This window comes from Neptuniibacter caesariensis, assembly GCF_000153345.1.
Taxonomy (GTDB): Bacteria; Pseudomonadota; Gammaproteobacteria; order Pseudomonadales; family Balneatricaceae; genus Neptuniibacter; species Neptuniibacter caesariensis.
This window is the reverse complement of record NZ_CH724127.1, coordinates 658,821-679,061: the sequence shown is the minus strand read 5'-3', so window position 1 is coordinate 679,061 and position 20,241 is coordinate 658,821. Positions and strand designations below refer to the sequence as shown.

The following is a 20,241-nucleotide window of genomic DNA, read 5'->3' as shown; positions in this document are numbered from 1 at the left end:
AGCTTTCCCTATTCAGTAACTCATACCCAAGCATTCAATCTTCCGGTAAGTATTTTGGCAACTTCAGGTACCAGATGGAGATGATGGTCTCCTTCGATCTCAACTAACTCAATTTTCTCAAGATCATCAATCCAACGATCTATTATTGTATCGGCTGCACCTTTTGTCGCTTTTATAACTATAGCTTCTGCTTTTACGGATTTTAGGAAAGAAGAGATCTGTTCAGGGCTAAAACGAACTAACGAGGGCATCAAAAGCTTTGGATCGTTACTCCAGATGTATCCTTTTGCTGTTCGTGTTAACCCCCTTTCCAAAAGAGCTTCGGCGGCTTCACGGGAAACGGGCCAACGGCCATTCATACGTGCATTAACAGCCGCTTCCCATGTCTTGTAAGGCCGGAGGCTTTTATCCGACATTCTGTTTCTTTTGACAATCGCGTCTGATAGCAGTTCCGGTAGTTTATCAACCTCATAAGCCAATGGTCCCAGACCTTCAATCAACATGAGACGATTAACTCTCTCGGGAAAAGTAGCCGCAAACAACATTGCGATGCTTGCCCCCATTGAGTGCCCAACTAAATCAACTTTATCTAACTCAAGCGCATCCAATACACCATGAATATCAGCGACATTATCCCAAATATGATACGGCATAGGCTTAGGCCTGTGCTCTGAACGGCCATGCCCAATCAAATCTAACGCTATCAGCTTTATCCCTTTTAGGTACTTGGCCATCTCAAAAAAAGTAGCCGCATTATCCAGCCAACCATGGAGTGCCAGCATAGGCTTACCATTCGGCTCGCCATATTCAACCGCTACCATCTGATATCCCGCAGCATTTAACACTATTTCGTGGCTCATCTTTACTCTTCTCGAAAACAATTAATCAGTTACACAAAAGCTTTAGAAATAAGATAACATACTGATGCATGGGCTATTTACTATTTTGTTAGGACAACTTCAATGAGCTTTGCTTTACAGTTGAAACAGGACAGTTCTTATAAAAAACCTCAAAAACTGTTTTTTGCTCTATTTGGAATTTTGTTTCTAATAGCCCCCTTCTATTACCAACCTAATTTAGGCGGCGAAGGGCTGTTTATACCGCACAATAGCACTATCTGGATTGTTGCAACCTGGATCATCGCAGCCGCCAGTTTCATGATCTACCGTACCAATGAAATCGTCCTTCCTAGATATTGGTTTGGGCTGGCTTTAATGCCCATTGGTGCTTGGATTACCGGCTTTGTTGCCGTGAATAATAATCCTACTGAATGGTTGGTCAGATTATCTGCTATCACGGGAGGCTATCTATTCTTTCTTAGCCTTTTCCAATTTCGCCTAACCAAGCAGCAAATTGTTAACGCACTGATTATTGTGGTGTTAATGGGATTTATAGCTGCTTTCTTTGGACTTGCCCAAGCCTTAGGCTGGTCAAAACACTTCAGTTTTATCCCATTCAGCCCTAGCCAAACCCCTGTCGGGATCTTTCAGCAGATTAATATCCAAACATCATTTATGGTTACGATGTTGGTTTTAATTCTCTATATTGCAAGTTCTTTCACTCAGTCGAAAATTAGCCCTGCTGTCACGCTGTTACTGATCATCACTGCCTTTTTTGCGAGCTACACCGTGTCCCTAAGTGGTTCACGAGTAGGTCTTCTTGGTATTGCCCTTTCACTCCCACTTATGCTGATAAGCCGCTGGAAAGAGCTATGCACGAAGAAAAGCATTCTCATAGGCCTTTTGCTAACAATGTGTATCGGCGGTTTTTTAGGCAAAGAAGGGGTTATCTCCACCTCAAATAAGATTGAGCGCAGCATTACAAACATAGGAGGAATGGAAGGCGATATTAGGTGGAAGATCTATATTCAATCATGGGAAATATTCAAAGAATCCCCTTTAATTGGACATGGTTTAGGCAGTTTTCAGAAAGTTTTTCAGGAAAGAAGAGCAGATATACAAACCCAAGGAATTACATCTTTTGGAGATGCCCCACGCTTTTCGCACCCACATAATGAGTTCATATTCTGGTTAGTAGAGGGTGGCGCGCTCTCTGTCATTGGTATCTTATGCGCCGTAGCAGCTACTCTAACTCTATTTTATAAATTAGGATGGCGTAAAGGGCTCTCGCTGACGGCATTACTAATTCCAATCACCCTTCACACACAGGTCGAATTACCCTTCTACATTTCCAACACGCCTTGGTTACTTTTCCTGTTCCTTTTATTTTTATGTCATAACTACGATAAAAAAATATTTTCAACTGAAGTCATTTCAACGGCAGCAAGAACAACCATCTCACTATCATTTTTTTTCATTAGCTTAGTTAGCTCTTTTGCGCTTGTTAATGCTCAAAGCGCTAATGCAGGAATAGTAAAATACCTTCAATTGAATCAGAGTTATCCTCAAAATCTCTTACCAGCCCTTAATAATGCCTACTTCCGCGAATATGCCACATACCTTGCATTACGAAGGCAGCTTTTTTTAGGGATTAAGGGAAAGAAGTTAGAGCCCGCTAAAACCTATATACAATGGGCAGAAAACAGCCTAAAAACAGTTCCTGCCCCTCAGACTTATCGAGATTTAGTTATCGCCTATCATTATTTAGGCGATGAAAATAATGCCAGAAGGACATTACAACATGCTCTTTCAATCTATTCTGAGGATATGGGGTTATTGGAACTAAGTGAAAAGATAAACAAAGAGTCAGCACAAAGCCCTAATAAAGATTCCGATAGCGTAGGGTTGGAACGCGATTAAAAACGAATTGCATTAAAGCCAAGCCCAATAGCCGGCCACTCTGCTTCAATTTGAACAATCTCAGCACAATTAAAACCGGCGGGGCTTACCATATTCCCATCACATAAGAGCGCCTCTACATAGGAAATGAGAGGCATGTGGGTAACAATAAGCGGGGTTCGATCTACAACCCCCTCAAGGGAAGAAATTGCATTGCGGGGATCAGAGTCTGGCGTCCAATGCTCCAGCTCTTCAACATCTTTAAGCTTCAACGTATCTGCCATGATCTCAGCAGTTTGCTTCGCTCGGGTATAAGAGCTGTGTAAAATGATATCAACCTCAGATAAAAGGCACAGAATAGACTTCGCTTTCGTTTCAACCTGCAACCGACCTCTCACTGTCAATTGACGTGACTTATCACTACTGGCGTGAAACTCGGCCTCTCCATGGCGCATAACGAAGATCTTCATATATCCCCACGAGGAAGCACGAACTCAACATCAGTGCTTTGCTCATTCATCATCAGCATTTTAACCACTTCAGCAACAGGCGCATGATTAAACACAACTTCATACAAACCCGTCACGAGAGGCATATATACCTGCATTTCCGATGCTTTCTCTTTAACTTGCTTAATGGTATTCACACCTTCAGCAACCTGCCCTAAGGCTTCAACGGCTTCCTCTAATGTTTTACCCTCTCCCAGAGCATGACCCACTCTGTAGTTGCGGCTCAAGGGGGACATACAGGTAACAATCAGATCTCCGACACCCGCTAACCCAATAAAGGTCATTGGATTAGCGCCCATGCAAACAGCAAAGCGGCTCATTTCTGCAAGGCTACGCGTCATTAACATCGCCCGAGTATTCTCGCCCATACCTAGTGCAGCACTGAGTCCAGCCGCAATAGCGTAGATGTTCTTAAGCGTTCCTCCCAACTCCACACCATAAGTGTCAGAACTGGCATAAACACGGAAGTATGATGAGTGAAGTATTGTCTGAACACTGGAACGAAGTAACTGTGACTCACTAGCTACAACGGTAGCAGTCAGCTGCTTGGCCACCACCTCCTTAGCCAGGTTTGGACCACTTAGAACACCCACTTGAGCGCCGGGTAATTCCTCACTGAGGATCTCGCTCATTAAGCTAAATGTTTTTGCCTCAATTCCCTTAGTCGTACTAACAAACATCTGCCCTTCGTTTATAAATGGCTTCGCCTGCTTGATAACATCTCTAAAAGATTGGCTGGGAATAGAAACAAATACTAGCTCAGCATCCTGTACAACTGATTGTAAATCAGATGTCGCTACCACTTTCTCAGAAAGTGAATAACCAGGCAGGTAACGCTTGTTTTCATGTTCGTAGTTAAGTTGATCCGCTCGCTGCTGATCGCGCATCCACAACTGAACATCATATCCATTTTCCGCGATCAGGTTCGCAATTACAGTACCGAAACTTCCACCACCAAGTACCGCAACCTTTTTCAAAACAGTCATAAAAAATACTCGCCACGTGCTGACTATTTAGCAGAGTCGTCCATCGTATCGAGGATTTTGTTAATTCCCTTGAAAAGAAATATAACAATGATATATCCCAATACTGCTAAGCCTAGAAATAAGATCAGTTGTAATGGATCATCAGTTCTCTGATAACCCGCTACACCTAGGGCTGCGATCACCGCACTAAACACTACCGCGATGATGTTAGCCAAACGTTTGGTCTTATGCTTATCCTCTTGAGACATCTTCGCTATCGCCTGACATTTCAGTTTTATCAGTTACATTCGCTTCTGAAGGCTCTTCAACTGCTTTTGGCTCTTGCTGATTGGCCTCTTCAAGAACCTCTGACTTAGGCACATCTGGAGCGCTCTCTTCAGGCTTTTCATCTGTATTAACCTTTGCTTTTGGTTCAAGCAAAAGCTCAGCTTCAGGATGGACACACTCCAGTTTCACACCTGTTTCAGCTTCAATTTCAGGAATAAGGAATGAGTCGTCTTCGCAAGCAAAGCAGATCGAAGCGCCGGTAGCGCCTGCACGCCCTGTACGACCGATACGATGTACATAATCATCAGGATCTTCAGGAAGTTGATAGTTAAAGACGTGAGTCACACCATCAATGTGAATGCCACGACCCGCGACATCAGTAGCAACGAGTACCTGAATTTTCCCACTTCTGAAATCTTCCAGGGTACGTACTCGTTTTTGTTGAGGAATTTCACCGGACATCAGTGCCGCACGAATACCGTCTTTACAGAGCCGATCAGCTAAACGGCGCGTCTCATCTCTGCGATTACCAAAGACAATGACTTTCTCTGCATGGTCTTTATCCATGTAGTTACGAAGCAAACGATACTTTTCTTCACCCGAGACGAGGTAAACCGTCTGTGTAACATTATCTGTGGTTTTAATTTCTGGTGCGATCTCAATCTTCACAGCATCAAGTGTCCACTGTTCCGCCAGATTGAGGATATCGTCGGTAAAGGTTGCGCTATACAATAATGTCTGGCGGTCAGCACCTTTACGCGGAGTATTACGTACAATCGTACGCACATCAGGGATAAAGCCCATGCTTAGCATACGATCCGCTTCATCGAGTACCAGTACCTCTACGTTCCAAAGATCAACATCCTTTCGGTTCACAAAATCGATCAAACGACCCGGCGTTGCGACCAGAATATCGACAGGCTTTTTCTTTAGCTTCTGACGCTGCTTTTCATAATCCATACCACCAACCAGGCTAACCACATGGAGATCAGTATATTTAGCCAGGCCTTTGGCATCTTCAGCTATTTGCAGGGCAAGTTCTCGGGTTGGCGCAACAACGAGTGCACGCGGCTCACCCAAGCGAGGCTTTTCTTCAAGTGGATAATCGATTAGATCCGTAATAATACCCAACAGGAAGGCAGCTGTTTTGCCTGTTCCCGTCTGCGCCTTACCGATAATGTCCTTTCCAGCAAGTGCTGCGGGAATAGTCTCTGCCTGAATACCAGTACAGTATTCAAATTTAAGATCCGAAATCGCGTGCAATACATCATCAGGAAGATTGAAATCATGAAAACGCATCTTCCCTTCTTGCTCAGGCACCACAAATTTCGATGGATCCCATTGAACTTTATTATTCCGATAGTTTGAGCGTCTTCTTCTTTGAGGCTTGCGCGTGGAATCGTTCTTTTTATTTTTTGAGCTCTCAGTTGGAGCTTCCACTTTGTTTTCAGTACTCAAGTCACTAATTCCTAAGAAAATTTACGTCGGTACGGCGGAAGAGCAGCCAGTAATTGTTTACCATAGCGCCGGGTTATAAACCGCCTGTCCAACAGAGTTATATCGCCTTTATCTTCTTCTGTTCGAAGAAGCCTTCCCGTTGCCTGTGTCAATCGCATCGATGCCATCGGTATGACCCATTCCTCAAATGGGTTGCGCCCCTGAGATTCAATCCACTCAGAGTAAGTAGCATCAACAGGGTCATCGGGAACCCCAAAAGGTAATTTTGTAATGATCACATGGGTAAGATACTTACCAGGCAGATCAACGCCTTCAGCAAAAGAAGCCAATCCAAAAATAATGCTCGCCTTCTGCTGGTCTATTTTTTCACGATGCTGGCGAAGAATTTCATGCTTAGCCAGATCACCCTGAACTAAAATACTATCAGCGACAATAGTAGCAGGCATCGCATCGAGAACATACCGCATCTGACGCCAAGAACTGAATAATACCAATGCTGAAGTTTCAGTGGGTAACAACTGGATTAAATAATCACTGATTTCCTGATTATGAAGATCAGGGTTCCCTGGATCTGTTTTCATTGCAGGCACTCGTAATTGTGCTGCATTTTGAAAATCGAAAGGGCTGTTAAAGACCGCACAAGGACTGTCAGAAGGTATCCCAAGGTCGGTATATAACCGATCAAACCGCCCCAACGCAGTTAATGTTGCTGAAGTTACAACTGCACCATAGCACTGACTCCAAAGGTGCTCTTCAAGGTTATCCGCTGCTGAAACCGGACTACTATGGCAGGCAAGATCAATACCCTCATTGCCATCAACCTTCTGTATCCACCTTGCTGTCGGTAACGCGCCTGTTTGATCAGATGCTGAATAGGAGCGTGCGAGACCATATATAGACTGAACTCTCGAATGAAAAGCGCCTATTTGCGGGAACCACTTTTCCCCCATCTCTCTTGGAAGATCAGCCAACTCACCATCCATACCCTCTTTAAGCAGATCAACTATTTGCTCAAATTTTAGAACTACCCTTTCAGCAGCCTGGGCTAGGTTTAATGCGCTCAACTGCAGGGATTCAGGAATAATTCCCTGCGCAAAACGGTATCGATCTGAGGGACCTGATAACTTATCTTCAAGCAGCATATTCAAGAGGGTTTGCATCTCTTGCAGACTCCTCTCCATATCGGAAAAAGGGGTCGCCAGCTTATCAATGTAACTAATCAGAACTACGTGCTCTGAAGCCTCATTTAAAAGCTTATTTAGCGTACGTGTAACCGTACTTAACCAACGGATGCTCGATTTTATTCTGAGACTATATGCAAAATGCCCGGTGGTTTTTGTCGATAGATGGTGACCTTCATCAAAGATATAAATCGTATCTTCAGGCGGAGATAAGATTGCACCTCCCCCTAAAGAGAGATCAGCGAGAACCAGGTCATGATTTGCAACAATCAGATCCCATTTGTCCAACTGCTGACGTGCCAGAAAGAAAGGACAGCTGGAGAAATTACTGCATCGCCTGTTAGTGCACCTGACATGATCACTGGTAGAGAGCTGCCAGATAGGATCAGGCACCGTATCAACCAGGCTATCTCTATCACCATCCCATTCCCCAGAAGCATATTGACTCAAGAGACCTTTAACTTCCAGGATAACTTCTTGATCAAGTTTCTGAGCGACTTCATCTTCATATAGGGCTATCTGCCCTAACTCATTTTGCTGCTCTAAAACCTTTTCTGCGTTAGAAATACAAAAATATCTCCCGCGCCCCTTTGCGAGCCCATAGGTCAGATTAATGCCCGCTTCAGTCACTAACTGAGGAAGATCTTTGAGAATAAGCTGCTCCTGGAGCGCAACAGTCGCTGTAGATACAACAACCTTTTTATTTCTAGCCTGAGCAATGGGCACAGACGCAAGCAGATAGGCCATGGTTTTACCTGTACCTGTGCCAGCTTCCGTGACACAAATATGGTTACCACCCTCACGGACACCCTCATGGTTACTATTAATTGAACCAAGCGTGCGGGCGACTTCGGCAATCATCATTTTTTGGCCGTAACGGGCTTTTAAACCACGATTATCAAGAAATGAAGAATAAGCCTGCTGGATTGTTTTCTGTATCTGCTTATCTAACAAAGGTGATATTCCAAGATGCAAAGAGCTATCAATTTTAACAGGTATAAAACCACAAAAACAAAAAACACTGTATAAAAAAACATTAGTTACTTTACAAATGAAAAACACTGTATAAAAATACAAGTACTGTATAAACAACCAGAACCGAGATCATGAAACTAACAAAACGACAAACGGAAGTTCTTGATTGCATTAAACGGCACATCGGAGAAACGGGTTACCCCCCTACACGTGCTGATATAGCTCGTGATCTTGGATTCAAATCTGCCAACGCTGCAGAAGAACACCTTAAAGCGCTCGCCAAAAAAGGTGCCATTGAAATTATCCCAGGGACATCTCGTGGTATTCGTGTGCCAGAACTGGAAGAAGAGACTGGACTGCCGATTGTTGGTCAAGTGGCAGCAGGATCACCGATTCTAGCCCAGGAACATGTTGAAGATCATTGCACCATTTCCTCTGACTTCTTTCACCCAAAAGCCGATTATCTTCTGAGAGTGAAGGGAACAAGCATGAAAGACATTGGCATTATGGATGGCGACCTTCTGGCCGTTCATCAGTGCCAGCAAGCCCGCGATGGTGAAATCGTTGTCGCCAGGCTTGACGATGAAGTCACTGTAAAGCGCTTTAAGCAGGAAGGTAATATCGTTTATCTGATCGCAGAAAACGAAGAATTCGAGCCGATTGTTGTCGACCTGTCCGAACAGGAGATCGCAATTGAAGGTTTAGGTGTTGGAGTTATTCGCAGAGGTAACTAAGCATGATGGCATTACAGGCAAACGCATCTTTATTCCCAAAGCATAAAGAGCATATCGTACAGCTGAAAACTGACCGTTCTCAAAGCAATTTAGCAGGAACAGTTACAGAAATTGTCGTTAAAGATGATAACTTTTCTAACATTCCTATGCTTATGCCTCTGCTAGCTCAATTAAGCAGAGATGATCGCTGGTTTGTCTGGATTGCCCCACCAGTACTACTTCCAAAGCACCTGTTGATCGAAGCAGGTATTGATCTAAGCAAAGTCATTTTGCTAAACCCGGATAATAAACACAGCACATACGAACTTGCCCAACAAGCACTTAGCACCGGAACCAGCCACGCGGTAATTTCCTGGCCGGGATATTTATCGGAAGAGGAGCTTTCGGGATTAGAATCAGCGGCGAAAGAGGGCCAAAGTCACGGCATTGTTATTCGCCGCCGCCAGCACAGCTAAACTATGCAAAAATTTAATGAATAGTGGGAGCAGGTTGTTCCTGCTCACTTTCATTATTAGACAAATCAACGCCCGACTCAGCCACCATCTGAATACCAGCAGTTAACATTACACGGGCCACTTCAAGACATTGATCATTTAACTTTTCTCGAATTTCTTCTGAGAAGTTAATTTTCATGATGGGTTCAGAACCACTATCCGCATCCCTGATAGCAAGCTCGCCATCTTCCAGTTCAACGATTTCCAATACTAGTTCCGGATTATTTCCTGACACCTTAAACTACCACTCCTGCATACCTTCTCTCAGGCGATTAATGAGTTCAGAAAGTGATTCAAACCATGTTTCATATTCATCGATGATTTCACCATCCTCTGCATGATCAGGGTTAACCTGCAATACATGTATCTCGGATACACTGGATGTTTCCGTAGGCTGGCTCTGCTTGTCCGAACCATGCCAGCAAGCTTCATATGCCGACATTAACTTATGTAACCAGCCTTTATTATCAGCTTCAAGTGAGCTTAGCTGCGTTAACTCGGGGCTTTCCACCCCTGTTTTATCAAGCTCAGCGGCGAGTGAGCGATATCCAGATAAAGTTTCTGTATCCACTTTATACAGTTCAGCTATCTCCCGCAAAAATGCATCATAAGCCGATGTAAGATGGAACAGCACAGACTCATTATATGACTCAATTAATGCGTGCTTATTCCAACTCGTATCACTCTGCGCCCGCTTCAACTGATCCAGATGTATACGTGCAAAACTCAGTTTCTGATTGGTTCGTGCCAGATAGATCCCGCTCATCCTTTCACCACCTATTTCTTAGCTTTTTTCCGGGTCTCTTCTTCAACCCAGCTTCCATCCCTGTAGAATGCACGCCATCCAGTCGCTTTGCCATTGACCTCGGTCATAACGTATTGCTCCTTTGTCTTTCGACTGTAACGAACAACACTTAAATTCCCTTCTGAATCCTGTTTAGGCGCACTGAATAGGAACTCATATTTCGGATCAATTTCAGATTGATGCGGCAGAAGCTCAACTATCTTCGGTGCACGTGTTTCCCTGTTACGCGGGAACTGGCTGGCAGCCAAAAACAGACCCGACGCGCCATCACGTAAGATATAGGTATCTTCCACTTTCTCACACTGAAGCTCAGGCATTGGCACCGGATCCATCTTAGGTGGAGCAGGCTCACCATTTTTCAAAAGCTTGCGGGTGTTCTTACACTCGGTGCAACCGAAATATTTACCAAAACGGCCGGTTTTCAGCTGCATTTCAGCTGAACACTTATCGCATTCAAGCGTTGGGCCATCATACCCTTTAATTCGGTACTCGCCCTTTTCAACTTCAAACCCTGAACAATCGGGGTTATTACCACAGACATGCAGCTTGCGACCTTCATCGATCAGGTAGGAATCCATCGCGGAGCCACAAAGCTTACAGCGATGCTTCTTACGTAAGATACGTGACTCTTCTTCATCATCACCATCAACGCTGACGACTTCATCACCCGATACCAGATTGATTGTACATTTACAGCGCTCTTTAGGAGGCAGGCTATAACCAGAGCAACCGAGGAATACACCCGTACTAGCGGTACGGATCATCATATCCCTGCCACAATCAGGGCAAGGAATATCGGTTTCAGTAGGCGTGTTAGGACGCATACCATTTTCAACCCCTTGCGCTTCCTCTAGCTTTTTAGAGAAACCCGCATAGAACTGATCAAGTAACTGCTTCCAATCGGCATTGCCTTCAGCGATATCATCCAGGCTTTCTTCCATTCTGGCGGTGAAGCCAAAATCCATAAGATCAGAAAAAGTCTCGTTCAACCTTTCGGTGACAATATCGCCCATTTTCTGAGCATAGAAACGTCGGTTCTGTACTTCTACATAACCGCGGTCCTGAATCGTAGATATAATCGCAGCATAAGTTGATGGGCGACCAATACCCTTCTTCTCAAGCTCTTTAACCAAACTCGCTTCAGTGTAACGAGGCGTTGGCTTGGTAAAATGCTGCTTAGGATTAAGCGCAACAAGCTCAAGTGTATCCCCCGCATCTACATCAGGCAGGATGATATCTTCTTCACCCTTACCCTTAGCAGGCATTACACGCGTATAGCCATCAAACTTAAGAATTCGTCCTTTTGTCACAAGCTCATAATCACCGGCTGAAACACTCACACGTGTACTCAGGAATTGAGCGGGTGTCATCTGACATGCAAGGAACTGTCTTCTGATCAGTTCGTATAAACGTTCAGCATCGCGGTCCATTCCTTTCAGAGCGGTTGCTTCAACGTTTACATCAGAAGGTCTGATCGCTTCATGGGCTTCCTGAGCACCCTCTTTACTACTGTAACTATTGGGTGTTTCCGGCAGATACTTACTGCCGAAGTTATCACCGATATATTCGCGGCAACTTGCCACAGCTTCGGCACTCAGGTTTGTAGAATCGGTACGCATATAGGTGATGTAACCCGCTTCATACAAACGCTGAGCCATCATCATGGTTTTCTTAACCCCAAACCCAAGGCGCGTACTCGCAGCCTGTTGAAGCGTGGAGGTAATAAATGGCGCTGAAGGCTTACTGGTTGTAGGTCTGTCTTTGCGACTGACTACGTTTAGCGCTGCCGAGCGTAAACGCTCAAGGTGTGCATTGGTCTCATCTTCAGAGCCCGGACGGAAAGTCTCACCCAAATAACGATGCACCTGAAGCGGTAACTCAGCCTTTGCAGACGTCAAAGAATCGGCCTGCACTTCCCAGAACTCTTCTGGAACGAAAGCCCTGATCTCTTTTTCCCGCTCTACAACCAACTTAACCGCAACAGACTGTACTCGACCAGCGGATAAACCACGTGCGACCTTTTCCCACAACAGTGGGGAAACCATATAGCCAACAACTCGGTCCAGGAAACGTCGCGCTTGCTGCGCATTAACCCGATCCATATCCAGTGCAGAAGGTTCATCAAACGCTTCGGTAATTGCTTTCTTGGTGATCTCATTGAAAACAACCCTGCGATAACGATCTTCATCACCACCAATCGCTTCGCGCAGATGCCAGGCAATCGCCTCTCCCTCTCTATCCAAATCGGTTGCGAGATAGATTTCATCGGCTGACTTTGCGAGTCGTTTCAGTTCATCTACGACCTTTTCTTTGCCTGGTAGCACTTCATAATGAGGATCCCATCCTTTATCAGGATCAATACCCATTCGCCCGATCAACTGCGCTCGAGCTTTTTTCTTCTTGTGCTCAATTTTCTGCTCAGGCGACATTTTACGTGTGATCGCTGCCTGACGAGCACGTTCTTTAGGATCACTCTTGGTCGTGCTACCACTGGTTGGCAAATCGCGAATATGACCCACACTGGACTTAACAACATACTGGCTTCCCAGATACTTATTAATAGTCTTTGCTTTCGCAGGTGATTCGACAATTACAAGGGATTTTCCCATAGGGTCCTTCTTTCTTAGGGCTGATTTCAGGTTAAAGCGCCGTGCCTATATAAACAAATACACAATAGAAGGCAGATGCACAACTAGTAGCTTGGAGGACTTTACCTGATAAAATTCATAATTGGGGTGCATATATAAGTGTTGCAATTGCTCCGGTCAAGCAACATTTACTATAAAAGTAGACCAATGGATCAACTTAATCTTTACCAAAGAGCCTATAAAGTCCAGAATATTCACTATATTTAACAGGCAGTTATTAACTATTTATCTTTATGCTGAATGACAACATCTTTTATGTCGCAATAATCGCAGTCGTCGGGCTCATTGCACTGACCGTTAACTTTGTGATTACGACCAGAGAACAACAGGAAGAAGCTAAAGATAAGCGCCTCACGTGGCTTAAAGGCCAAGCAGAACATATTCTGCAAGCTTTAGCCGTCCTCCGTGAAGCAGACTGTAAGCCTGAAATCATCCATAAGATCAACGAGCATGCGACGTCTTTACTCGAAGAAGTAGCACTACTTGCCCCCGATTCGGAACTCTTTCAAAACCTTTCACAACAAAAAGATACCGCAGACAAGGCCTATGCCGACCCTTCTGCCTTTGATAGTGATCGCTCCCTAAAACGTGCTCAGATATACATCAATTTTGCTGAAAAATTAGTTTTGCAGCTAGCCAGGGGCAACAAGATTACTTTAACACTCGCTCGTAGCTATCAACAGGAACTCTATTGGCTACGGATTACGGTAGTCGCCGATGCGCATGTCAGCCAGGGCGACCGTTTTAAACAGGCGGAAGATCTAATGACTGCGGTTTCTCACTACCGTCATGCTAAAGCTTTACTGGTTAGAGCCAACATTCCCCATCACAATAAAAAAGAGCGTCTGGATAAGGTTGAGGCGCTCATCGACAGCATCCAACCGCGCAGACCCAAATCTCAAGGCACCCTGGCAGACAGTATGGATCGTTTACTCTAGGTAAATAGCTAGTCAGATATACGCTCAAATCTAGGTACAGATTTACCATCAGCTAAGGTCACCTCTTCGCAGAACATATCTAAAGGTCTGACCCAAACAGACCTGTCACCATAACCGAGTTTATAGACCACCAGCCACTCTTCGGTTTCGGAATGTCTGGCTGTATATAAGACGTCATACTCAGGCCCCTTATAATGACGATAACGACCTGGTTTTAGCTGTTCAAGGGTTTCTTTTTCATTCATATTTTTAGCTCCGTGAACTTTTGCAGATCGCTATACATATCCTGCATAGTCTGCTCTCCTCCCTCTTCATCCCAATGAACCCCCATATAGACGGCATTAGATTCAATTGAGAAGACCCCATCAGGAAGCGTTGCGATTAACTCATTTAACTTATCAAGTTCAGCATCACTCAGAGAGCGCTCACCTGATGCCCAGCTCCACCCCTCCGGTAGCCCTATATTAGCAACGGCTGCTACTTTGAAGATCTGCCAATCATTAAAGGCGTTTTTTTCTTTCTGGCTCAATCCATGACGTAGAATTCTATAAGCAGTCATATCCCGAAGGTCTGCCTCCAGCTCCCCTTTCGCTCGAGGAGGCTTGACCTTCTCTAACTGAACGAGAAAACCCTGGCTTTTCGCTTTCAGTCGCAAGGCGGCCTGATACTTTTGGCGCTTAGTTGGCATGACCCACATCATCGAACCGATCAATGACATCATAATCAGTACGATTATCATCCACTTCATGAGTGAAACTCCGGCTAAAATATTGATAAAAATCAGGATTGTGAGTTTATCAGACTACGAAGTTATGCGCTCTATGCTAATCTGACAACAGAGGTAATTCGTGGCGTTATTAATCAACCACGTATCCAATCATTTCATTGATAGCAGAGGTCAAAAATGAGCACTTACAAAAAGATACTTCTAGCACTCGACCTTTCCAATGAGTCAGAGCAGCTTAGAGAAAAAGCCAGGACAATTGCTGAAGCGAATGGTGCTGCCCTTTATGCGATCCATGTAATTGAGCCGCTAAGTTTTGCTTATGGTGGTGATGTACCTATGGACCTCACTTCAATTCAGGAGCAACTCGACGACCACGCCAAGCAAAAGCTCCAGAAGTTTAGCGATTCTATAGGCTACCCAATTGAGGGACAGTTAGTCGTTACAGGTCATACAGAGACAGAGATCCACAGAATCGCGGATGAGTACAACATTGACCTGATCATTGTAGGAAGTCATGGGCGCCACGGAATTGCCTTACTACTTGGCTCCACTGCGAATGGGGTGTTACATGGCGCTAACTGTGATGTACTCGCTGTAAGAATTATCGATGATGAAGATTAAGGAAAGGGGATTACTCCCCTTCCTGCATCGCTTCCAATTCAACCCAGCGCTCCATTAACTCCTCTACAATACCTTCCTGTTTGTGAAGTTCCGCCAGTTTTTCATTCACGGACTCATGGTTTTGCTGGTAGAAATCTGCAGCGCTGGTTTCTTCCTGCAAGATTTCCAGCTTAGCTTCAGCGTCTTCAAGCTTACCCGGTAATTCATCCAATTCCCGTTGCAGCTTATAACTGAGCTTTTTCTTTTTGGGTGCCGCTTTACTGTCATTTCCTGAGGATTCACGCGCCTCATTCGCGGGCGGCACCTCGTTTTTCTCCCGCTTTGGCGCCGGTGCTGCAATTTTAGGCCGCTGGCGAAGCCAGTCATTATAGCCGCCCACATACTCACAGAGCCCGCCATTGCTTTCGAAAACCAGCGTACTGGTCACAACATTATCCAGGAATGAACGATCATGACTAACCAGCAAGATAGTCCCATCAAAATCCAGAATAATCTCTTCCAATAATTCTAATGTTTCTATGTCAAGGTCATTGGTGGGTTCGTCAAGAACCAGTAGATTCGCCGGCTGACTGAACAACTTCGCCAGGAGAACACGGTTAGTTTCCCCACCAGACAACGCTTTCACAGGCGTTCGGGCCCGCTCAGGCGCAAACATGAAGTCGTTAAGGTAGCTGATCAAATGGCGGGTACGCCCATTTACAGTAATGCTCTCACGCCCTTCGGCAATATTGTCCATCACTGTCTTTTCAGGGTCTATTTGCGCCCTAAGCTGATCGAAATAAGCTATCTTTAGATTCGTGCCAATTCTCACATTCCCGGAATCGGGCTCTTGCTTGCCCAGCAATACACTGAGCAAACTACTTTTACCCGCGCCATTAGGACCAATAAGTCCAACACGATCGCCGCGCTGTAATGTAAAATCAAAGTCTTTAAACAGGTAACGCTCACCATAAGCTAATGAGACGCTCTGTAATTCAGCAACCAATTTTCCGCTACGTGCAGCTTCTTCCAGTGCAAATTTAGCCTTACCAGAGCGCTCGCGACGGTCCGCACGCTCATTACGCATTTTCTTCAGCGCTCTGACCCGGCCTTCATTACGGGTTCTTCGCGCCTTAATCCCCTGACGGATCCAACGCTCTTCCTGAGCCAACTTTTTATCAAATTCCGCATTATGCTTCTCTTCCTCCTCAAGCAGCTTCTGTTTTAGCTCAAGGTAAGCGGAATAACTGCCGGGAAACGAGGTTAAAATGCCACGATCAAGCTCGACAATGCGGGTAGCCAATCGATCAACCAATGAGCGGTCATGAGAGATAATTAACAATCCCCCTTTAAACTCCATCAACTGTTGCTCAAGCCATTCGATCGTTTCAATATCGAGATGGTTAGTCGGTTCGTCCAGAAGAAGCAGATCCGGTTGCTGAACCAGTGCTGCGCCAAGCGCTGCGCGTCGTCTCCAGCCGCCAGAAAGCTCCGACATGAGCTTATCCCCTGGAAGCTCTAACTGTTCGATAACCCTTTGAACCCTTTGCTCAAGATGCCATCCATCAACCGCTTCGATCTCATGCTGGAGTTCTTCCAGTTTGCGCATATCTGTATTTTCGGCTGATGCTAACTGGTCATAAGCTTCACGTAGTGCTCGTATATCCTGCAACCCTTCGGTCACAACATCTCTGACTTTTCGTTCATCCGCAGCGGGCATGGCCTGTGGAAGCTCAGCAATCCGACAAGTAGGCGACACCCAGAATTCACCAGAGTCAGCTTTATGATGCCCTCCGATCAGCTTCAACAAAGTCGACTTACCCGCACCATTCAAGCCCACTAAAGCGACGCGCTCTCCGGGTTCTATCTGAAAGTTCACCTGATCCAGGAGAGGCTTTGCACCAAAAGCAATGGATATATTGTCTAGTCTAATCAGAGGCATTATAGATTCAGCTACTATTGTAAAAAGTCAGCTATTTTACTGTTTTTTTCATCCTTTGCATGAAATTGCTGCATTCAACGAAATTAACATTTAATAAAACGTCTAAACTGCCGTATAAAAGAGTAATGGATTTTTCATAGGATTTGGTAATGAGACACTCTGCATCCCGGGCTGTACTGTTTTTTTTATGCTCACTCTCTCTTTTCATTTCAACCTTCGCTTCCGCCTCGCTGGAGCAACAGCGAAATAAATTTATTCAGGCTGAGAAGCTGTATAAAGCGAATAAAATCAGCCAATACAAAAAGCTGAAAACCGAACTAAAGGATTACCCTTTACTTCCCTATTTGGATTATCAGGAGATCAACGGAAGGCTCACCTCATCCAACTCTGTAAGTGTTTCTAAATTTATTGAACAGTATCCTGATCTGCCCATTTCAGATCGTTTGAACCGCAGGTGGTTAAACCACCTAATCAAAACAAAGAAATGGGCTGCTTATCGAAAACATTACGCCAAGCACCCTGTTGCGCATATCCATTACGAATGCCAGAACCAAACAGCCTTACTCAATGGGACAACGAAGCAAAAAAAAGCCGCGCTCTATCAAGCTAAAACCCTTTGGATGGTCGGCAATTCGCAACCTAAGGCTTGTGATCCACTATTTAAAGCCTGGATGGCAACAGGCAGACCAACCTCAAAAGAAGCCATTGGCCGTTTCTGGCTTAGCATTGAGCAGGGAAACATTAAACTGGCTCAATATCTGACTAAAAAGATAAAAAACAAAAAGCTAAAAGCTCAAGCAGAATTGTTCTGGAGTATCTATAACAATCCGGAAAAAGTCGAAAGCACCTTGCTTAAAAAACTGCCAAAAGTTCACCAGTCTAAAACCGCACAACTTTCCTACAAACGCTGGTATAGACAAAAAGCGATTACAGCGACCAACAGCTGGATCAAACATCGAGACAGTTTAGTACCTAAAGAGGAACAGCTTAACGTTTCCGAATATATGGGTATAAGGCTGAACCGTAACTACCACTCTCAGGCCATTAAACTGAGCCAACGACTGGATCCTGACTACCAGTCGGCGGAACTCACTGAAACCCGCATTAGAAATGCCCTAGCCAAACAAGATTGGTTAGCCGTTAAGCAAGGGGTAAAGCACCTACCCGCAGAAGAAGCCAAAGACCCAAAATGGCAATACTGGGCGATAATCGCTGATAGACACCTGGACCCTCAAAACTCGCATAAAGAAGAGATCAAAGCCCTTGCCGAAGACAGAAGCTTTTATGGTTTCGTCGCCGCTGAGTTAAACAACACCCCGTTCAGAATGAACGCAAAAAGTGATGCAATTTCTGACCTTCAATTAGAAGAGCTTTCGCAACTCCCTGCCGCAGCTCGTGCAGGCGAGTTATTCAAACTGGGGAGGCTCACTGAAGCCAATCGTGAATGGCGTACTGCACTTGGCCAGATGAACGAAGAAGAGATTCAATTAGCAGGCTACCTTGCTCGCTCCTGGGGCTGGCATTTACAAGCGATTATCAACGCTGCCAAAACCGAGCGCTGGGATCATATTGACCTACGCTTCCCACATCCGCATGCGAAACTCTTTGAAATGCATGCCGAGAAGAACAACCTGGATTTGAGCTTTCCTGTTGCCATTGCACGCCAGGAAAGCGCGTTCCTATTTAACGCCCAGTCCAGAGTTGGGGCACGCGGCTTGATGCAGCTCATGCCTCGCACCGCCAAGCAAACGGCGAAAAAGCATAAAGTGCCTTATAAAAAGATCTCTGAACTCTACAACCCGGAAACAAATATTACTCTGGGCTCAGCTTACCTGGGAGATATGCTCAAACGTTTTGACAACAATCCCGCCTACGCTGCAGCTGCCTATAATGCTGGTCCACACCGCGTGAAGAAGTGGTTAAAACAACGTGGTCACCTACCTTTGGATGTATGGATAGAAACCATTCCATTTAAAGAGACTCGCAAATATGTCCAAAACGTACTGGCCTTTAGGGTTATCTACGACCGACTTGAAGGGCGTCAACCAAGCTTATTATCTGAGAAACAGGTACAGTTACTGGCCTTAAATCAAAGTAAGCGAACAGCCCTTTAAATCAAAGAACAGACATGACCAACAACTTCTGGATAGATATCGGTGTCAATCTTACCGATAGCAGTTTTGATAAAGATCGAGAACAAGTAATCGATCAAGCCTACGAGCACAATATAGAAAAGCTCATTATTACAGGAACAACGGTGGAGGAAAGCCATCAGGCGATAGAGTTATGTCAGCGCTACCCAAATCAGCTGTTTTGCACAGTCGGTATACACCCCCACTATGCTAAAGACCACTCCACACAGCAATTTGAAAGCCTGCGTAGCTTATATAAAGAAGACTGCGTCGTCGCCGTAGGCGAAACCGGGCTGGATTTTAACCGCAATTTTTCAACACCCGAACAGCAAGTTCTGTGTTTCGAAAAACAGCTGGAGATGGCCTCCGAGACCAAACTGCCGCTTTTCTTACACGAAAGAGATGCGCATAAAAAGCAGATTGAAATGCTACAGAGTCATAGAGATGACATTTCAGCAGCGGTGGCACACTGTTTTACCGGCACAAAGTCTGAACTCTATAATTACCTTGATCTGGATCTGCACATAGGGATCACTGGCTGGATCTGTGATGAACGCAGAGGGCAAGAGCTACAGATGCTGGCAAAAGATATTCCTGAAGATCGTTTAATGCTGGAAACCGATGCGCCCTATTTAATCCCACGAGATCTTAAACCGAAACCCAAGTCCAGGCGTAATTTGCCACTCTACCTACCCCATATAGCAGCCAAAGTTGCAGAGCTTCGAGGCACCACGATTGAAGAGTTGAAATACCAGGTCCAGATCAATACTCAGCACTTTTTTGGGTTGGGTGATACCCACTAAACCAACTGATTAAGAAAGCTCTCTAACTCAGGCTGGCCGAATGGCCAGTCAAGTTCAGCACCACTGTTAAGATCTACCAGCACTGGAATACGCACCGCGTATTTATCCATCAATGCATCCTCTTCTGCTATATCTACCTGATATACAGCATACTTTTGCATATCTACGTTTGCGACGATCAATGCCTCAGCAACTTCACAAAGATGGCAACCCAAAGTTCCCATCAATTCTAATTCTCGCATCGCCTATTTTATCCAAAATTTATTTTACAGACCGTTTACCCTGCGCCAGATCACGGAATGTA

The 20,241-nt window shown here is 45.0% G+C and carries 20 protein-coding genes; 7 read left to right on the top strand and 13 right to left on the bottom strand.

Features of this window, described 5'->3' with window-relative positions; genetic code table 11:
* Positions 1 to 20: 20 nt before the first annotated feature.
* Positions 21 to 860 carry an alpha/beta fold hydrolase gene (locus tag MED92_RS16965; RefSeq protein ID WP_007022818.1) on the bottom strand — a complete coding sequence of 280 codons (840 nt, stop codon included), beginning with the start codon at positions 858 to 860 and terminating at the stop codon, positions 21 to 23.
* Between the two features lie 102 nt (positions 861 to 962).
* Here MED92_RS16965 and MED92_RS16960 point away from each other — a divergent pair, with 102 nt between their 5' ends.
* A complete protein-coding gene (locus MED92_RS16960; protein ID WP_007022817.1) occupies positions 963 to 2,759 on the top strand; it encodes a PglL family O-oligosaccharyltransferase in 1,797 nt (598 codons plus the stop codon).
* On the opposite strand, the gene sixA is transcribed toward MED92_RS16960, so the two are convergent.
* The 5 genes from sixA to dinG are packed head-to-tail and all read right to left on the bottom strand — an operon-like array spanning position 2,756 to position 8,093.
* A complete protein-coding gene (sixA, locus tag MED92_RS16955; protein WP_007022816.1) occupies positions 2,756 to 3,208 on the bottom strand; it encodes a phosphohistidine phosphatase SixA in 453 nt (150 codons plus the stop codon). The genes MED92_RS16960 and sixA overlap by 4 nt on opposite strands.
* Complete coding sequence (locus tag MED92_RS16950; RefSeq protein ID WP_007022815.1) at positions 3,205 to 4,233, bottom strand: NAD(P)H-dependent glycerol-3-phosphate dehydrogenase; 1,029 nt, start codon at positions 4,231 to 4,233, stop codon at positions 3,205 to 3,207. Before MED92_RS16950 ends, sixA begins: the two co-directional genes overlap by 4 nt.
* A gap of 23 nt (positions 4,234 to 4,256) precedes the next feature.
* On the bottom strand, positions 4,257 to 4,481 hold the full coding sequence (locus tag MED92_RS16945; protein ID WP_007022814.1) for a hypothetical protein: 225 nt from the start codon (positions 4,479 to 4,481) through the stop codon (positions 4,257 to 4,259).
* On the bottom strand, positions 4,465 to 5,958 hold the full coding sequence (gene rhlB / locus MED92_RS16940) for an ATP-dependent RNA helicase RhlB (protein WP_007022813.1): 1,494 nt from the start codon (positions 5,956 to 5,958) through the stop codon (positions 4,465 to 4,467). Before rhlB ends, MED92_RS16945 begins: the two co-directional genes overlap by 17 nt.
* Positions 5,959 to 5,969: 11 nt before the next feature.
* Positions 5,970 to 8,093 (bottom strand): ATP-dependent DNA helicase DinG, encoded by a 2,124-nt coding sequence (gene dinG / locus MED92_RS16935; protein WP_007022812.1) that lies wholly within the window; start codon positions 8,091 to 8,093, stop codon positions 5,970 to 5,972.
* A 152-nt stretch (positions 8,094 to 8,245) separates the two neighbouring features.
* Here dinG and lexA point away from each other — a divergent pair, with 152 nt between their 5' ends.
* Together lexA and MED92_RS16925 are read left to right on the top strand one after the other, a co-directional pair.
* On the top strand, positions 8,246 to 8,848 hold the full coding sequence (gene lexA, locus MED92_RS16930) for a transcriptional repressor LexA (protein ID WP_007022811.1): 603 nt from the start codon (positions 8,246 to 8,248) through the stop codon (positions 8,846 to 8,848).
* 2 nt (positions 8,849 to 8,850) lie between these two features.
* The gene (locus tag MED92_RS16925) at positions 8,851 to 9,303 is read left to right on the top strand and encodes a cell division inhibitor SulA (protein WP_007022810.1); all 453 of its coding nucleotides are present in this window, start codon (positions 8,851 to 8,853) and stop codon (positions 9,301 to 9,303) included.
* Positions 9,304 to 9,316: 13 nt separating this feature from the next.
* On the opposite strand, the gene MED92_RS16920 is transcribed toward MED92_RS16925, so the two are convergent.
* The 3 genes from MED92_RS16920 to topA are packed head-to-tail and all read right to left on the bottom strand — an operon-like array spanning position 9,317 to position 12,756.
* Positions 9,317 to 9,577 carry a hypothetical protein gene (locus MED92_RS16920; RefSeq protein ID WP_007022809.1) on the bottom strand — a complete coding sequence of 87 codons (261 nt, stop codon included), beginning with the start codon at positions 9,575 to 9,577 and terminating at the stop codon, positions 9,317 to 9,319.
* A 6-nt stretch (positions 9,578 to 9,583) separates the two neighbouring features.
* The gene (locus tag MED92_RS16915) at positions 9,584 to 10,108 is read right to left on the bottom strand and encodes a DUF6586 family protein (protein WP_007022808.1); all 525 of its coding nucleotides are present in this window, start codon (positions 10,106 to 10,108) and stop codon (positions 9,584 to 9,586) included.
* Between the two features lie 11 nt (positions 10,109 to 10,119).
* Positions 10,120 to 12,756, bottom strand: a complete 2,637-nt coding sequence (gene topA / locus MED92_RS16910) for a type I DNA topoisomerase (RefSeq protein WP_007022807.1) — start codon at positions 12,754 to 12,756, stop codon at positions 10,120 to 10,122.
* A 272-nt stretch (positions 12,757 to 13,028) separates the two neighbouring features.
* Between topA and MED92_RS16905 the strand changes: the two genes are divergently transcribed.
* Positions 13,029 to 13,733: a hypothetical protein gene (locus tag MED92_RS16905; RefSeq protein WP_007022806.1), complete on the top strand. Its 705-nt coding sequence runs from the start codon at positions 13,029 to 13,031 to the stop codon at positions 13,731 to 13,733.
* An 8-nt stretch (positions 13,734 to 13,741) separates the two neighbouring features.
* On the opposite strand, the gene MED92_RS16900 is transcribed toward MED92_RS16905, so the two are convergent.
* Positions 13,742 to 13,978, bottom strand: coding sequence for a DUF1653 domain-containing protein (locus MED92_RS16900; protein ID WP_007022805.1), 237 nt, complete (start codon positions 13,976 to 13,978; stop codon positions 13,742 to 13,744).
* Entirely contained in the window at positions 13,975 to 14,481 is a 507-nt protein-coding gene (locus MED92_RS16895; RefSeq protein ID WP_007022804.1) for a hypothetical protein, read from the bottom strand. The genes MED92_RS16900 and MED92_RS16895 overlap by 4 nt, the downstream gene beginning before the upstream one ends.
* A gap of 156 nt (positions 14,482 to 14,637) precedes the next feature.
* On the opposite strand from MED92_RS16895, the gene MED92_RS16890 reads away from it, so the two are divergent.
* Positions 14,638 to 15,081, top strand: a complete 444-nt coding sequence (locus MED92_RS16890; RefSeq protein WP_007022803.1) for a universal stress protein — start codon at positions 14,638 to 14,640, stop codon at positions 15,079 to 15,081.
* A gap of 10 nt (positions 15,082 to 15,091) precedes the next feature.
* Here the strand turns inward: MED92_RS16890 and MED92_RS16885 are convergent, their stop codons facing one another.
* Positions 15,092 to 17,002, bottom strand: coding sequence for an ATP-binding cassette domain-containing protein (locus MED92_RS16885; protein ID WP_007022802.1), 1,911 nt, complete (start codon positions 17,000 to 17,002; stop codon positions 15,092 to 15,094).
* A gap of 149 nt (positions 17,003 to 17,151) precedes the next feature.
* Here MED92_RS16885 and MED92_RS16880 point away from each other — a divergent pair, with 149 nt between their 5' ends.
* Both MED92_RS16880 and MED92_RS16875 read left to right on the top strand, forming a co-directional pair.
* Positions 17,152 to 19,116: a transglycosylase SLT domain-containing protein gene (locus MED92_RS16880; RefSeq protein ID WP_007022801.1), complete on the top strand. Its 1,965-nt coding sequence runs from the start codon at positions 17,152 to 17,154 to the stop codon at positions 19,114 to 19,116.
* A 14-nt stretch (positions 19,117 to 19,130) separates the two neighbouring features.
* A complete protein-coding gene (locus MED92_RS16875; RefSeq protein ID WP_007022800.1) occupies positions 19,131 to 19,937 on the top strand; it encodes a TatD family hydrolase in 807 nt (268 codons plus the stop codon).
* On the opposite strand, the gene MED92_RS16870 is transcribed toward MED92_RS16875, so the two are convergent.
* The gene (locus MED92_RS16870; RefSeq protein ID WP_040663185.1) at positions 19,934 to 20,179 is read right to left on the bottom strand and encodes a glutaredoxin family protein; all 246 of its coding nucleotides are present in this window, start codon (positions 20,177 to 20,179) and stop codon (positions 19,934 to 19,936) included. The genes MED92_RS16875 and MED92_RS16870 overlap by 4 nt on opposite strands.
* Between the last annotated feature and the right edge of the window lie 62 nt (positions 20,180 to 20,241).